17 protein-coding genes are annotated in these 14,409 nt (G+C 29.7%); 10 read left to right on the top strand and 7 right to left on the bottom strand.

Annotated elements, in window-relative coordinates; genetic code table 11:
- Positions 1–27 precede the first annotated feature (27 nt).
- Entirely contained in the window at positions 28–771 is a 744-nt protein-coding gene (locus D1817_05465) for a hypothetical protein (protein AXT19337.1), read from the bottom strand.
- Between the two features lie 181 nt (positions 772–952).
- Here D1817_05465 and D1817_05460 point away from each other — a divergent pair, with 181 nt between their 5' ends.
- The 5 genes from D1817_05460 to D1817_05440 are packed head-to-tail and all read left to right on the top strand — an operon-like array spanning position 953 to position 3,743.
- Positions 953–1,459 (top strand): ArsR family transcriptional regulator, encoded by a 507-nt coding sequence (locus D1817_05460; GenBank protein AXT19336.1) that lies wholly within the window; start codon positions 953–955, stop codon positions 1,457–1,459.
- A gap of 55 nt (positions 1,460–1,514) precedes the next feature.
- The gene (locus tag D1817_05455; protein ID AXT19335.1) at positions 1,515–1,880 is read left to right on the top strand and encodes a hypothetical protein; all 366 of its coding nucleotides are present in this window, start codon (positions 1,515–1,517) and stop codon (positions 1,878–1,880) included.
- Positions 1,880–2,614: a hypothetical protein gene (locus tag D1817_05450; protein AXT19334.1), complete on the top strand. Its 735-nt coding sequence runs from the start codon at positions 1,880–1,882 to the stop codon at positions 2,612–2,614. The genes D1817_05455 and D1817_05450 overlap by 1 nt, the downstream gene beginning before the upstream one ends.
- Complete coding sequence (locus D1817_05445; GenBank protein AXT21233.1) at positions 2,605–3,351, top strand: methyltransferase domain-containing protein; 747 nt, start codon at positions 2,605–2,607, stop codon at positions 3,349–3,351. The genes D1817_05450 and D1817_05445 overlap by 10 nt, the downstream gene beginning before the upstream one ends.
- Positions 3,351–3,743 (top strand): hypothetical protein, encoded by a 393-nt coding sequence (locus tag D1817_05440; protein AXT19333.1) that lies wholly within the window; start codon positions 3,351–3,353, stop codon positions 3,741–3,743. Before D1817_05445 ends, D1817_05440 begins: the two co-directional genes overlap by 1 nt.
- A gap of 5 nt (positions 3,744–3,748) precedes the next feature.
- Here the strand turns inward: D1817_05440 and D1817_05435 are convergent, their stop codons facing one another.
- Positions 3,749–7,171, bottom strand: a complete 3,423-nt coding sequence (locus D1817_05435) for a methylmalonyl-CoA mutase (protein AXT19332.1) — start codon at positions 7,169–7,171, stop codon at positions 3,749–3,751.
- 84 nt (positions 7,172–7,255) lie between these two features.
- On the bottom strand, positions 7,256–8,194 hold the full coding sequence (locus D1817_05430) for an MBL fold metallo-hydrolase (protein AXT19331.1): 939 nt from the start codon (positions 8,192–8,194) through the stop codon (positions 7,256–7,258).
- Between the two features lie 42 nt (positions 8,195–8,236).
- Here D1817_05430 and D1817_05425 point away from each other — a divergent pair, with 42 nt between their 5' ends.
- On the top strand, positions 8,237–8,950 hold the full coding sequence (locus D1817_05425) for a DUF4197 domain-containing protein (protein AXT19330.1): 714 nt from the start codon (positions 8,237–8,239) through the stop codon (positions 8,948–8,950).
- A gap of 5 nt (positions 8,951–8,955) precedes the next feature.
- Here the strand turns inward: D1817_05425 and D1817_05420 are convergent, their stop codons facing one another.
- Positions 8,956–9,465, bottom strand: a complete 510-nt coding sequence (locus tag D1817_05420) for a hypothetical protein (GenBank protein AXT19329.1) — start codon at positions 9,463–9,465, stop codon at positions 8,956–8,958.
- A 280-nt stretch (positions 9,466–9,745) separates the two neighbouring features.
- On the opposite strand from D1817_05420, the gene D1817_05415 reads away from it, so the two are divergent.
- Positions 9,746–9,919 (top strand): Lacal_2735 family protein, encoded by a 174-nt coding sequence (locus D1817_05415; protein ID AXT19328.1) that lies wholly within the window; start codon positions 9,746–9,748, stop codon positions 9,917–9,919.
- Here D1817_05415 and D1817_05410 read toward each other — a convergent pair.
- The 3 genes from D1817_05410 to prfA all read right to left on the bottom strand — a co-directional run bounded on the left by D1817_05410 (position 9,916) and on the right by prfA (position 12,789).
- Positions 9,916–10,716: a cobalamin-binding protein gene (locus tag D1817_05410; protein AXT19327.1), complete on the bottom strand. Its 801-nt coding sequence runs from the start codon at positions 10,714–10,716 to the stop codon at positions 9,916–9,918. The two genes, D1817_05415 and D1817_05410, sit on opposite strands and share 4 nt — an antisense overlap.
- A 53-nt stretch (positions 10,717–10,769) precedes the next feature.
- Positions 10,770–11,600, bottom strand: a complete 831-nt coding sequence (pyrF, locus tag D1817_05405; protein ID AXT19326.1) for an orotidine-5'-phosphate decarboxylase — start codon at positions 11,598–11,600, stop codon at positions 10,770–10,772.
- Between the two features lie 112 nt (positions 11,601–11,712).
- On the bottom strand, positions 11,713–12,789 hold the full coding sequence (gene prfA / locus D1817_05400; protein ID AXT19325.1) for a peptide chain release factor 1: 1,077 nt from the start codon (positions 12,787–12,789) through the stop codon (positions 11,713–11,715).
- 119 nt (positions 12,790–12,908) lie between these two features.
- Between prfA and D1817_05395 the strand changes: the two genes are divergently transcribed.
- The 3 genes from D1817_05395 to D1817_05385 are packed head-to-tail and all read left to right on the top strand — an operon-like array spanning position 12,909 to position 14,396.
- Entirely contained in the window at positions 12,909–13,196 is a 288-nt protein-coding gene (locus D1817_05395; protein AXT19324.1) for a hypothetical protein, read from the top strand.
- Positions 13,193–13,855, top strand: coding sequence for an ABC transporter ATP-binding protein (locus D1817_05390; protein AXT19323.1), 663 nt, complete (start codon positions 13,193–13,195; stop codon positions 13,853–13,855). The genes D1817_05395 and D1817_05390 overlap by 4 nt, the downstream gene beginning before the upstream one ends.
- A gap of 28 nt (positions 13,856–13,883) precedes the next feature.
- Positions 13,884–14,396, top strand: a complete 513-nt coding sequence (locus D1817_05385) for a peptide methionine sulfoxide reductase (GenBank protein AXT21232.1) — start codon at positions 13,884–13,886, stop codon at positions 14,394–14,396.
- The last annotated feature ends 13 nt before the right edge of the window (positions 14,397–14,409 follow it).

Below are 14,409 nucleotides of genomic sequence, written 5' to 3'. Positions count from 1 at the left end.
AGTAAAGAGAATAGTTATACAACAAAACTATTCTCTTTTTTTATTTTTTTCCATTACTATTAAGAATTCATTACTTGATTTTACTAGTTCTTCCAATAAGAGTATTCTTTTATTTTTAGATAATAGTTTTGAATCTATACCTCGTTCAGAGCAATAACCAAAAAATGAGTATTTATTTTCATCTGAGATGTGCAATTGGTGTTTTAACAAACTCTCAGTAAAAAAATCACTTGTAGCAAACAATGTTTTAAAGGCTTCATAGCCTATAGGTATCAAAGGTTCTTTTTTTGGTTTTTTACTTTTAAAAAGCTTTGCTACTAAACCAACTATTGCAAGAATGTCTGCATTACCACTTGGGGGAGGTTGGTATAAATAAGGTCGTTGTTTTATATCTTCTTGTATTTGTCCATCAAAATTAGTTGAATGATTCTCTTGATTAAATTCTTTCTCTAAAACTTTGTTTAAAAGAACTTCATCTAAATTATTTGTTATTTTTTTTAACTCAACTACAAACACTTCTTTTAAATGTCCTTTTGTAATTTTTATAATTTGTTCTTTGTGAAATAAAGAATAAAAGTGGATAGAATCATTAAGCGCTCCTACTATTTTAAAATCACCGTTTTCATCTGTATAAGTTATCTTATTTTGAGTGATATTGGTGATTTTAACTCCAGAAACAACAGCTTTATCATCGTAGATTTTACCAGAAATTTCTTGAGAAAGTATGATTAAGGGGATTATGGTAAAAAATAGTGTGACTTTAATCTTCATAATAGTATTAGTTGGTCATTGATGAAATTAGAATTAATATGCAAGACAGAATGATAAATGATAAAATTTTAACAGTTAAAAAAACCATAAAAGCTAGAATTGTTAATGTAATTCATATTATGATTTTTATTTAATTTTCAATAATTTCTGAAAGTTTAAAAAATATTTATATATTTGTCACATGAAATTGGAAAACGCAAAAATAAAGTATATACAAACTTGGGGGAGTTTAGCTACTAATTGGGGTATTAATAAAACTATGGCCCAAGTCCACGCATTATTATTAGTGTCTACTCAACCTTTATCTGCTGAAGATATTATGGAAACTTTAAAAATTTCTCGTGGTAATGTAAACATGAATGTTCGTGCATTAATTGACTGGGGAATAGTAAATAAAGAATTTGTAGTAGGAGAACGTAAAGAGTTTTTTGTTGCAGATAAAGATATCTGGGAGTTATTTAAACAGATTACAAAAGAGCGAAAAAAACGTGAAATAGAGCCTGTTATAAAAATTTTAAACGAATTACAAGAAGGAGTTAATGACGATTCAAATGATGCTAAGGTTTTTAAAAAAGTAATGAATGATTTATCATCAGTTACCACAACTGTAGACAATATTTTGGATAAAGCTATAAAAGCAGACGAACATTGGTTATTGTCTAATTTTACAAAACTAATTAAAAAGTAAAAAAATTTGAATTTTAACTTTCAAAAATTACTGAAAGTTTAAAAATAAAAAACAAATGAATAAAACATTAAACATATTAATTTCATCAGTGTGGCTAATCAATGGTCTTTTTTGTAAAGTTTTAAACTTAGTTCCAAGGCATCAAGAAATTGTAAGTAAAATTTTAGAAAGTGAATATTCAAAAGAATTTACATTCATTATCGGTATACTAGAAATTTTAATGTCCTTATGGATTTTGTCAAAATATAAATCGAAAATAAATACCATCATGCAAATAATACTAATACTATCAATGAATATAATTGAATTAATATATGTGCCTGAATTATTGCTTTGGGGCAGGTTTAACGTAATGTTTGCACTAATGTTCATTTTAATAGTTTATTTAAATGAATTCAAACTTAATAAAATGAAAAACTAATTATGTCGCTTAAAAATCATCCATTTCCAGTAGAAGCATTTTTTAAGAGTTCAACAGTATTGACGTTTGCTTTACCTAAAGAAAAATTAATACATAAAATTCCCGAGTGCTTAGAGTTAGATACATTAAATGATAAATGGGCATTTTTAGCTGTAGCCATGGTACAAACGAAACACCTTCGACCAAAAGGATTTCCTAAATTTATTGGTAGTGATTTTTTCTTAATAGGCTATCGTGTTTTCGTAAGGTACAAAACTAGTTCAGGGAAAAGACTAAGAGGATTATATATATTAAAATCTCAAACAGATAGCAAATTAATGGAATTAATGGGCAACACGTTTACTCATTATAATTATTCAACTACAGATATTAAACAAATAAATAATGAAAAAAATCAAACTATAAAATCTAATAAATCAAATTTTAAAATAGTAATTGATAAAAACAGAAGTAATATAAATCTTCCTATAGGTTCTCCTTTTTCTGATTGGAAACAAGCGAGGAGATTTGCAGGTCCATTACCATTTACTTTTGCCTCTCAAGAACAGAAAAAAGAAGTTTTAATTATTGAAGGAGTAAGAAAAAACTGGAATCCAAAACCTATTAATATTATCCAATATAGTTTCGATTTTATGAGGGATTTTAAATTGAATAATTTAAAACTAGCAAATGCATTCATTATAGAGAATATACCATATCAATGGAAAAAAGGAAAAATAGATACATGGAAATAACACGAAAAAAGTTTCAAGGAGTATTAAATATATTAAGCTTCAACAGGCATTTCTACATTATTGGGATAATTGTTTTAGCTATAATTATTACAACTCAATTTATATGGGACAATAGTATTAAATGGTTTTTAATAGCAATTTTTATTTATGGCTTTTTAGCGCCTTTAATAGTTTCAGCCTATGTATATGATTTTTCAAAGTATTATAAATTTGAATGGTTAAATAAATTACATCTAAAAGATGCAGCAAATATTAAGATTGTTAATATTAATGCTGGTTTTGATGAAACAAGCTTCATCATAAAAGATAAATTTCCAAAATCAGATTTAAAAGTATTTGATTTTTATGATAAAATTAAGCACACAGAACCTGCTATAAAAAGAGCAAGAAAAGTAAGTATTACCTATCCAAATACAGAAACTATTAGTACTAATAGAATTCCTCTTGAAGATCAATCTGTTGATTTTATTTTCTTATTATCAGCGATTCATGAAATACGCTCTAATAATGAGAAAACAATCTTCTTAAAAGAATGTAATAGGGTTTTAAAATTTTCAGGAAAAGTAATCATGGTAGAGCATTTACGAGATTGCCCTAACTTCTTAGCTTTCTCGGTAGGATTTACTCATTTCTTCTCAAAAAAAATATGGAAAAGAGTATTTAAAAATGCAGGTTTTAAATTAGATAATGAAGCAAAGTTCACTCCATTTATGTCAATTTTTAATTATAATAAATAATGACTATTCATTTACACATAATAGGTATAACGCTAATGCTATTAGCATTAATCCATATAGCCTTTCCAAAATATTTTAATTGGCAAAAAGAATTAAGAACATTGAGCTTAATTAACAGGCAAATGATGCAAATACATACTTTTTTTATTGCTTTATCTGTATTATTAATGGGTTTATTGTTTGTAACCTCAACTAACGACTTGATTGAAAAGAATATAGGTAAAAGAATAATATTAGGATTAGCCTGTTTTTGGTCAATCCGTTTATTTATGCAATTGTTTGTTTACTCACCAAAATTGTGGAAAGGAAAAAAATTTGAGACAATAATCCATATATTTTTCACAACTTTATGGCTATATATTGTTGTCGTACTATGGACTATTCGACTCTAAATTTATTACATATTCCTACGGTACTGCCCTCCTACTTCAAATAATGCTGAAGTGATCTGTCCTAACGAGCATACTTTACATACTTCCATCAGAGCTTCAAATATATTTTCATTATGTATAGCTTTATGTTGTAAATCCTTTAATAATGTAATTGTATCATTCCCTTTATGAAGATCTGCCAATGTATCTATCTGGAATTGCTTCTCCTCTTCAGTAGCACGAATTACTTCTTTAGGCACAACCGTTGGTGATCCTTTAGAACTTAAAAAAGTATTTACTCCAATTATTGGGAAGTCACCATTATGCTTTAATGTTTCATAATACAAACTCTCTTCTTGTATTTTACTACGTTGGTACATCGTTTCCATAGCACCAAGCACACCACCACGTTCTGTAATTCGATCAAATTCTGTTAATACTGCTTCTTCAACTAAATCAGTCAACTCTTCAATAATAAATGATCCTTGTATAGGGTTTTCATTTTTTGCTAATCCTAATTCTTTGTTTATAATTAATTGAATAGCCATTGCTCTACGTACAGATTCTTCTGTAGGTGTTGTAATCGCCTCGTCATAAGCATTAGTGTGCAATGAGTTACAGTTATCGTAAATTGCATATAAAGCCTGAAGCGTTGTCCGAATATCATTAAAATCAATCTCTTGAGCGTGTAAACTACGACCAGAAGTTTGAATATGATATTTTAACATCTGTGCTCTAGCATTAGCATTATATTTATGTTTAAGCGCTTTTGCCCAAATTTTACGTGCTACACGCCCAATTACAGCATATTCAGGATCAATACCATTAGAAAAGAAAAATGATAAGTTTGGTCCAAACTTATTAATATCCATTCCTCTAGATAAATAATATTCTACATAAGTAAATCCATTAGCTAATGTTAATGCTAGTTGTGTAATTGGATTTGCTCCTGCTTCAGCAATGTGGTATCCAGAAATAGATACCGAATAGAAATTACGTACATTATTTTCAATAAAATACTCTTGTACATCTCCCATTAATCGCAATGCAAACTCAGTTGAAAATATACATGTATTTTGCGCTTGATCTTCTTTTAAAATATCAGCTTGCACTGTACCTCTTACTTGTGCAATAGTTTTTACTTTAATATCTTGATATACATCAGCAGGTAATACCTGATCACCTGTAACTCCTAATAACATTAATCCTAAACCATCATTACCTTCAGGCAAATCACCATTATATCTTGGGCGTTCTACACCCTTATTTTTGTATATTTCTACAATTTTGGTTTCAGTTTCTTTTTCAAGGCCTTGCTCTTTAATATATATTTCACATTGCTGATCTATAGCTGCATTCATAAAGAAACCTAATAACATTGGTGCAGGACCATTAATGGTCATACTTACCGATGTCATTGCATGAGCTAAATTAAATCCAGAATACAATTTTTTAGCATCATCTAAACAGCAAATAGATACTCCTGCATTACCTATTTTTCCATAAATGTCTGGTCGATAATCTGGGTCATTCCCATATAACGTTACACTATCAAAAGCTGTTGATAATCGTTTTGCTGGTAACCCCATACTCACATAATGAAAACGGCGATTAGTACGTTCTGGTCCACCTTCTCCTGCAAACATACGTGTTGGATCTTCTCCTGTACGCTTAAATGGATATAAGCCTGAGGTATACGGAAATTCCCCAGGTACATTTTCTTGCAAACACCATCTTAAAATGTCTCCCCAAGCTTGATATTTAGGCAGAGCTACTTTAGGAATTTGCGTATGCGAAAGTGACTCTGTATGCGTTTCAATTTTAATCTCTTTGTCTCTTACTTTAAATGAATAAATAGGATTCTTGTATTTATTTACCTTTTCATTCCAACCTGTAATTACTTCCCAATTATATGGATCAAGATTTAATTTAACTCGGTCAAATTCTGCAATCAAAAGCTTTACAAAATCTTCATTTTCTGAATTAGATTGAATGGATTCTGAAGCGATTCCAGCTTTGTCTAGTTCTGGCGTAACTTCTACAACAGATTCTAATGTTTTATAAATTCCATAAAGTTTTTGAGCAACTTCTACTTGCGCATTTCCAGTTTTGTCATATGCGCGATTGTTTTCTGATATTTCAGATAAATAACGAGTTCTTGATGGTGGAATCACAAAAATCTTCTCACTCATCTCTTTCGAGATTTCAAAAGTAGATTTTAATTCATCCATTTCTGTTTTTTCAACAATCTTGTCCATTATCGCTTTATAAAGCGTATTCATTCCAGGATCGTTAAACTGTGACGCAATCGTGCCAAAAACTGGCATATCATCTTGATGTACATGCCATAGGTTATTATTTCGCATATACTGCTTTTTCACATCACGTAATGCATCTAAAGCACCTCTTTTATCGAATTTATTAATTGCTACTAAATCAGCAAAATCTAGCATATCAATTTTTTCCAGCTGTGTAGCTGCTCCAAATTCTGGAGTCATTACATACAATGATACATCGCTATGCTCTATAATTTCGGTATCAGATTGTCCAATACCAGATGTTTCTAAAATAATTAGATCGTATTCGGCAGCTTTTAGCACCTCAACTGCCTCATTTACATATTTAGATAAAGCTAAATTAGATTGACGGGTTGCTAAACTACGCATATATACTCTTGGAGAGTTAATCGCATTCATACGAATACGGTCTCCTAAAAGTGCTCCTCCTGTTTTGCGTTTAGATGGATCTACAGATACAATTCCTATGGTTTTTTCTGGAAAATCAATTAAAAAACGACGTACTAACTCATCAACTAAAGATGATTTACCTGCTCCACCAGTTCCGGTAATCCCTAATACAGGTGTTTTAGAATTTTTATTTTTTTGATGTATTGTATCTAATGTTTCCTTCGCAACTTCTGGGAAATTTTCGGCAGAAGAAATGACACGAGCAATGGCTTTTGGGTTTTTGCTAGCTAAAATTTTAGCTTCTCCATTTAAAGAATTTCCGATAGCAAAATCAGACTGTTGCACAAGGTCATTGATCATTCCTTGAAGCCCTAATTCACGACCATCATCAGGAGAATAGATTCTAGTAATTCCATAATCCATTAATTCTTGTATTTCTTCAGGGAGAATTACACCTCCTCCTCCGCCAAAGATCTTAATATGTTCTGCACCTTTTTCTTTCAACAAATCATACATATACTTAAAATACTCATTATGACCACCTTGATAAGAAGTCATAGCTATTGCATTTGCATCTTCTTGAATCGCTGTATTTACTACTTCTTCTACACTTCTATCATGACCTAAATGAATCACTTCTACTCCTGTGGATTGTATAATACGACGCATAATATTTATGGCTGCATCATGACCATCAAAAAGTGAGGCTGCAGTTACTATTCGTACTTTATATTTTGGTTTATATGGTGCTACTTGTTCCATTGACAATATTATCTGTTTTAAAGTGCCGCAATTTACGGAATAATCAAAAAATCTAATTGTTTTTTAAGAAATATATAAGGATTCTTATAATCCAAATATTTCGTTTTGACTTGCAAAATGATAACCTAAGGCTTGAATACTATCTTTCAAAAAATGCGCTTCGTTTAATGCAGGGTTACTATGATTTAAATGAATAAAATGAATTTTTGATTTTGTGGTTACTGATTCATTTTCAAAAAGTTTAACTGTTTCTTCAATAAAAGGATGTGGAATTTCACTCATTGGTCTTGGCACTTCTCCTTCTTTAAAAAAAGTAGCATCAATAAAAGCATAATCTACATTTTTGACTTCTTCAATAATGTTTTTATTCCAAAAATGCCATTTATTAATATCTGGAATAAATAACGCTGTTTTATTTTTTCCTTCAATTTTATAACCTACTGTTTCTGAATATTCATCGCGATGGGGTACTAAAAAAGGAGTCACTTTTAATATATTGTTTAAAGTTATCAGTGAGTCATTTTTTAGCTTTTTCAATTTTATATTTTCTAGTGATACTAATTGATCCCATGGTCCATTATTTTCTAAAAATTGTTTCATTTTTGGCATTGCATATACTGGAATATTTTTACTACCCATAGCTTCTCTACCAAAATGCATTATCCCTGTGTAATGACCAATATGTGCATGTGTTAAAAAAATGCCATCTATTATTTTATCAGTTTTTAAGTGATCGTTTTCCAAAATATGTAATTGCTGAGGCATATCTGGTGTAGCTTCAAACAACCATTTTTGCTTTGTGCTTTGATCTATAAGCCCTATGCTTGTTGCTAGCTTTCTTTTTTTAATTCCATTTCGCACATCATTCCATTCTTTTGGGTTATTAATATGTGGAAATCCAGCATCTTGTGCTTCTCCTAAAATGGTTATATATTGTTCTGGATAAGCTATTTTATTTTCTTCACAGCTAAAAGAAAGTAGTATGATAATTGATAATAGAAATGGAATTTGAATTATTTTCATTTGTAAAAGTTATCTTTGTTAAAGATACTAAATCATCAAGTTATGTTACGAAAACTCATACTACTTATTTTATTTTTTAATCTTACTGCTTGTGACGAATTACAACAAGTTGTTAGTCAACTTCCACAACAAGGACCTCTTAGTAATTTTGATATTGGATCTGGTTTACGACAAGCTTTAGATCAAGGCATCGACAAACAAGTTAGCAAGCTAACATCGGAAGGCGGTTTTTTTAATAATGAACTAGTTAAAATTTTATTACCAGAAGAGCTTCAAAAAGTAGACACAGCATTACGAAAAATTGGATTGAGTAGTCTTGCCGATCAAGGTTTAAAGTTATTAAATAGTGCTGCCGAAGATGCTGTTAAAGAAGCTACTCCTATCTTTGTTAATGCTGTTAAAGAGATTACTTTTGCTGACGCCAAGAATATATTATTAGGAAATCAAGACGCTGCAACGCAATACTTAACAAGTAAAACCCAAACAGCTTTATATAGCAAATTCGAACCAATAATTAAAAGCTCTTTTGCTAAAGTTGGAGCAGATCAAATCTGGGAAAATTTAATTACTAAATACAATACAATTCCTTTTACAAATGATGTAAATCCAAATTTAACTAATTACGTGACCAACGAAGCCTTAAAAGGGGTATATACTATGATTGCTGTTGAAGAAAAAGAAATTAGAACAAAATTATCTTCTAGAGGAACAGATTTATTAAGGCGTGTTTTCGCATTGCAAGACAAAAAATTATAATAAACTTATTTTGCTTTTTTATATAAGCCATCAAAAGCTACAGTTATTTTTTTGCCATTAGTAATTGTTTCCCATAACTGACGAACAGATCCATCATCATTTTCTGTCCAAGTAACTCTATGTATAAATGATTCCCCTTTATCATTTTTAGCTTCATCAGTTTGTAAAATCATTTGATTTCCCTTTTTATATCCTTTTAAGTGTAGGTTACCTCCTTGATTATCTATCCAAATTTGCTCCCATTGCTTTTTTTGAGCATTGTAAAAATTATAACTTGTTCCTGTATAACCTACAGTAGCACTCTTCCAATTTTCACGTAGTACACAATTACTTTGGATCTTTTCAATTTTATTTTCTCCTGCTGGAGAACCATTAGGGTTTGTAACATTCCATTTGCCGATCCAAAAATCAAATTCAGCATGAGTTTCTGAACAGCAATTACATGTAGTGGTGTTCTGAGCTTTTATAGAAGAAAAACTTAGCATAAAAACAAAAGTTATTATTAAATACCTCATATCTATTTTTATTTGATTGATATTGTTTTAAAGATAAGGAATGAATTAATATAATGCTAATATTAATATAACATGCAAACTAAAAAAATAGATCATATTTGTTACTCTTCAAATACAATAAGGCCTATAAATTTAGGTTAGTAAAAGTTAGTTAGTCAAGAGGTCTGTTTAAAAGTTTTAAACAGACTTTCTTTGTTAAACTATTCATAAACAACTTGTTATTAGTATTTTATATAGATATTTTTAACTAAAAATTAAGAACCAACTAATTTTAGATCAAATGGGCAATCCATCAAGCACACAAGAAAAACAAAGTTTATTACAACAACGTTATCGTGAACTTATTGAAGAGGCTTATAATTACAGTCAGTTAGATTCTTCTATAAGTGAAATTTCAGAGTACAAAGCATTTAAAATTCTTGACAAATTAAACGAACTCCAGTCTTTAAATTAAGTTAAGTTTATTCTCAAGTTTTTAAAATATTGAAAGGCTTTTATAAGTCTTGATCCGTACCAAGAAAAATATTCGCCATCAACTAAAATTACTTTAGAATCTTTTATAAAAGGATCAAATTCTTTAATATGTTTTTCTTTAAATGGAAACGGCTCGCTTGATAACAAAATTAGTTCTGGCTGTTTTTTAAAACACATTTCTTTAATATCTACCTCTGGATAACGTTCTAAATCAGAATATACATTTTTAAATTTATTAATTTCCAATAAATGATGAATAAATGTTTTTTGAGCTGCTACCATCCAAGGTTCTCTCCAAATAAAATATGCAACACGTAACTCGGGTTTGCTTGATATAAACTCTTGAAATTCTTTTAAATTAAATTGAATTTTATTTACAATTTTTGAAGCATTAATTTCACAATTAAATATTTTTCCATAAGTTTTTATCAAATCGAAACTATCATCTAAAGTAAAAATATCACTCATATGTACAAGAGCAATTTGCTCCATTTGTTGAAGAATTTCAAGTGAATTCTCTTCTTTATTACATAAAATAATATCTGGATTTAGAGACCTGACAACAGCTGTTTTAACTTGTTTAGTACCACCTACAATAGTTTTTGCTTTTTTTAAATGTCTTGGATGAACACAAAATTTAGTCACACCAATTATGCTTTCTTCTAACCCTAAATCGCAAAGTAATTCTGTTTGTGATGGTACTAACGAAATGATTCGTTGGGGAGTATCTTTTAAATACAGTGTTCGTTGAAGCTGATCTTTGATTAAAATTGTCATTGCTGAGAAAATTTATTTCTGTGGCAATCTCATTATTTTATGAGACTACTTCGTCATTCCTCCTCGTAGTGGCGTTGTAATTCAACTTCCATTTGTTTTTGTAGTTCTTGTGCTTTTAGAGCAGAAGCTTGTGCAAAATTTTCATCATTAGAAGCATAAATAATTCCACGAGAAGAGTTTATCAATAACCCAACAGAAGCATTCATTCCATATTTACAAACATCTTGCAAATTACCTCCTTGAGCTCCAACACCTGGTACTAATAAAAAACTATTTGGAATTATATTTCGAATATCTGCAAAATACTCAGCCTTAGTTGCTCCTACTACATACATTAAGTTCTCAGAATTTTCCCAGGTTTTAGAGGTTTCTAAAACCTGTTTGTACATTTCTTTATTATCAATAGTTTTAGTTTGAAAATCAAACGCGCCTTGATTAGAGGTTAACGCCAATAAAATAGTATGTTTATCTTTAAATGCTAGAAAAGGTTCTACAGAATCTTTTCCCATATAAGGCGCAACAGTAACGCTATCAAAACCTAAATCTTCTAAAAACGCTTTGGCATACATTGTACTTGTATTTCCAATATCACCACGTTTAGCATCTGCTATAGTGTAGATTTCAGGATAATTCTCATTAAGGTAATTAATTGTCTTCTCAAGTGCTTTCCATCCTTTTAATCCATAGGCTTCATAAAATGCTGTGTTTGGTTTGTAAGCTACACACAATCGATGTGTGGCATCTATGATCGCTTTGTTGAATGCAAATATTGGATCTTCTTCTTGTAAAAGATGTGAAGGAATTTTATTTAAATCAACATCTAATCCTATACATAAAAAGGATTTTTTTTTGTGGATTTGTACTAAGAGTTCTTTTGTTGTCAATAGTATTTTTTTGTCATCCTGAACTTGATTCAGGATATATTTTATTTTTCAGTTTCCACATCAAATGTGATAATAACAAAGGAAAAAGCCTCAACAAAAAGAGGTACATCATTTAAATTACATCATCATTAGCTTTTAACATCTCTGTATTTTCTGCTAACATTAATTCATCAATAATTTTTTGAATATCTCCATTAATAATATTTGACAGATCATAAAGTGTTAATCCTATTCTATGATCAGTAACACGCCCTTGCGGGTAATTATAAGTTCTGATTTTTGCACTACGATCTCCAGAAGACACCATGCTTTTACGTTTTTCAGAATCGGCAGCTTGGCGTTTTCTTAATTCTTCTTCATATAAACGTGATCTTAAAACTTTTAATGCTTTTTCTAAGTTTTTATGAGATGATTTTTGATCTTGACAGCTCACGATCATTCCAGTGGGTTCGTGATGTAATTTTATTGCTGAATAGGTTGTATTTACAGATTGCCCTCCTGGACCTGTAGATGTCGTACGTTCAATACGAACTTCTGTCATATCTAATTCATAATCAAATTCTTCAGCTTCTGGCATAACCACTACAGTTGCAGCACTAGTATGTACTCTCCCTTGTGTTTCTGTTTGTGGTACCCGTTGTACACGATGTACTCCAGCTTCAAACTTCATTGTCCCATAAACATCTTCGCCAGACACCTCAAAAATCACTTCTTTAAAACCTCCAGAAGTTCCTTCATTCATACTCACAACATCAACACGCCATCCTTTATCACTACAATATTTTGAATACATGCGATATAAGTCTCCAGCAAAAATACTAGCCTCATCTCCTCCAGTTCCAGCACGCACTTCTACTACAACATTTTTAGCATCATCAGGATCTTTAGGAATTAATAAAAATTTAATTTCTCCTTCTAAAGTTGGTAGTTGTTCTTTGGCTTCATCTATCTCCATCTTTGCCATTTCTACCATTTCTGCATCAGAACCATCTGCAATAATTTCTTCAGCTTCAGCTATATTATCTTTAAGGCGTTTATAAATTTCTCCTTTATCAACAACCTTCTTTAAATCTTTATATTCTTTATTTAGTTGTACATAACGTTTTTGATCCATAATAATGTCTGGCTGGATAATTAAATCACTTACCTCGTCAAAACGTTGTTTTACTATTTGTATCTTTTCTAACATCTGCAATCTTAAAATTATCAAACAAAAGTACAATAATTTATGAATTTTTGGCGCCCCTAATTTACACTCAATTTTAATGTAAAAAATATTTCTGTTTATCTTTCGTTATTAGTGTAAATATGCAACAGCTACTAACTATTCTTGCATTTTACAGGCCTTTTGTGCTTGGGTCATTTCTCGTGAATATTGCTATCGTAATATTTATGCCATTTATTGCGCCAGCTATTATTACAAAATTGTTTTTAGTTGTTTTTTTATGGTACATGTTTAATGAAACCAGTGCTAGACGAAAACTCGTGTTTTATAAAAATTTAGGCATTTCTACCTTTAAACTTTTTTCTATTCTATTTTTAGTTGATATCTTTATAACTATTACCTTCTTAATAGTTATTAAAGAGTTTATATGATTTTAGAAATCGATAACGTAGAACTTAATTTTTCTAGTAAGTGTATTTTAAACGGTATTTATTTAAAAGCGGAAACTGGTAAAGTAACTGGAATATTAGGTAATAATGGTTCTGGAAAAACTTCTTTATTAGAAATCATTTTTGGAAATAGAAAACCCAAATATAAATTGATTCGTATTGATAAAAAACCTATTTTAAAGTCCTTATACAGGACACATTTAGTTAAATATTTACCTCAACATCAGTTAATTCCTAATCGCATAAAACTAAATAAAGCTTTTAAACTTTATAACGTTGATTGGGAGGTTTTTAAAACTAAATTTGAATCATTTTCAAAATATGAGAAACGTTTTATTTATAATCTTTCTGGTGGAGAGCAACGAATTATAGAAATATATCTCACTTTAAAAAGTCCTAGTAAAATTGTAATACTTGACGAACCATTTTCTCATTTATCACCTTTATATATTGAAATTGTAAAGACGCTAATAAGTGAAGAAAAAAAAAATAAAGCTATTATAGTAACAGATCACATGTACAGAGATATTATTGATATTTCTAATTCTATATATTTAATAAAAAATGGTTCTACAAAACTAATTAGTAATCTCCATGAGCTTGAAGATTACAATTATTTAAACATGGGAAGTTTATCTTAATTTTTGCGACAACTTTACTATAATGAATATGTTATCTAAAATAGGGTTTGGAGGTGGATGTCATTGGTGTACAGAAGCCGTATTTCAATCTTTAATTGGGGTTGAAAATGTAGAGCAAGGATGGATTGCTTCTGAAGATCTTAATGATACTTTTTCTGAAGCTGTTATTGTAACATTTAATTCAGAAATTATTCCTCTAGAAACACTAACAAATATTCATTTACATACGCATAAATCAACTTCAAATCACTCGATGAGAAGTAAGTATCGATCTGCTGTTTATTACTTTAAAGAACCTCAAAAAGTAGATTTAAAAAATATTATCACTCAACTTCAATCTGATTTTAACACTTCTATAATAACTCAAATTTTACCTTTTAAAGCTTTTAAACCATCACGGGAAGCAATTACAAATTATTATTACAATAATCCTTATAAACCCTTTTGTGAGCAATTTATAAATCCAAAGCTAAAATTAATTCTTCATAAGTTTTCAAAATACGCCTCTAAAGAAAAGCTTCAATTTTTAATTAAAGACTAATCCTTTTTTATTG

The organism is Flavobacteriaceae bacterium (assembly GCA_003443635.1).
In the GTDB taxonomy this organism is placed as follows: Bacteria; Bacteroidota; Bacteroidia; order Flavobacteriales; family Flavobacteriaceae; genus AU392.
The sequence above is the reverse complement of the archived record's forward strand: the minus strand, read 5'-3'. Positions and strand labels throughout refer to the sequence as shown.

Excerpts from the sequence above, each read along its gene's own strand:
- D1817_05465 (AXT19337.1), bottom strand. The coding sequence starts at position 771 with ATGAAGATTAAAGTCACACTATTTTTTACCATAATCCCCTTAATCATA.
- D1817_05460 (AXT19336.1), top strand. The coding sequence starts at position 953 with ATGAAATTGGAAAACGCAAAAATAAAGTATATACAAACTTGGGGGAGT.
- D1817_05455 (AXT19335.1), top strand. The coding sequence starts at position 1,515 with ATGAATAAAACATTAAACATATTAATTTCATCAGTGTGGCTAATCAAT.
- D1817_05445 (AXT21233.1), top strand. The coding sequence starts at position 2,605 with ATGGAAATAACACGAAAAAAGTTTCAAGGAGTATTAAATATATTAAGC.
- D1817_05440 (AXT19333.1), top strand. The coding sequence starts at position 3,351 with ATGACTATTCATTTACACATAATAGGTATAACGCTAATGCTATTAGCA.
- D1817_05435 (AXT19332.1), bottom strand. The coding sequence starts at position 7,171 with ATGGAACAAGTAGCACCATATAAACCAAAATATAAAGTACGAATAGTA.
- D1817_05430 (AXT19331.1), bottom strand. The coding sequence starts at position 8,194 with ATGAAAATAATTCAAATTCCATTTCTATTATCAATTATCATACTACTT.
- D1817_05425 (AXT19330.1), top strand. The coding sequence starts at position 8,237 with ATGTTACGAAAACTCATACTACTTATTTTATTTTTTAATCTTACTGCT.
- D1817_05420 (AXT19329.1), bottom strand. The coding sequence starts at position 9,465 with ATGAGGTATTTAATAATAACTTTTGTTTTTATGCTAAGTTTTTCTTCT.
- D1817_05415 (AXT19328.1), top strand. The coding sequence starts at position 9,746 with ATGGGCAATCCATCAAGCACACAAGAAAAACAAAGTTTATTACAACAA.
- D1817_05410 (AXT19327.1), bottom strand. The coding sequence starts at position 10,716 with ATGACAATTTTAATCAAAGATCAGCTTCAACGAACACTGTATTTAAAA.
- prfA (AXT19325.1), bottom strand. The coding sequence starts at position 12,789 with ATGTTAGAAAAGATACAAATAGTAAAACAACGTTTTGACGAGGTAAGT.
- D1817_05395 (AXT19324.1), top strand. The coding sequence starts at position 12,909 with ATGCAACAGCTACTAACTATTCTTGCATTTTACAGGCCTTTTGTGCTT.
- D1817_05390 (AXT19323.1), top strand. The coding sequence starts at position 13,193 with ATGATTTTAGAAATCGATAACGTAGAACTTAATTTTTCTAGTAAGTGT.
- D1817_05385 (AXT21232.1), top strand. The coding sequence starts at position 13,884 with ATGTTATCTAAAATAGGGTTTGGAGGTGGATGTCATTGGTGTACAGAA.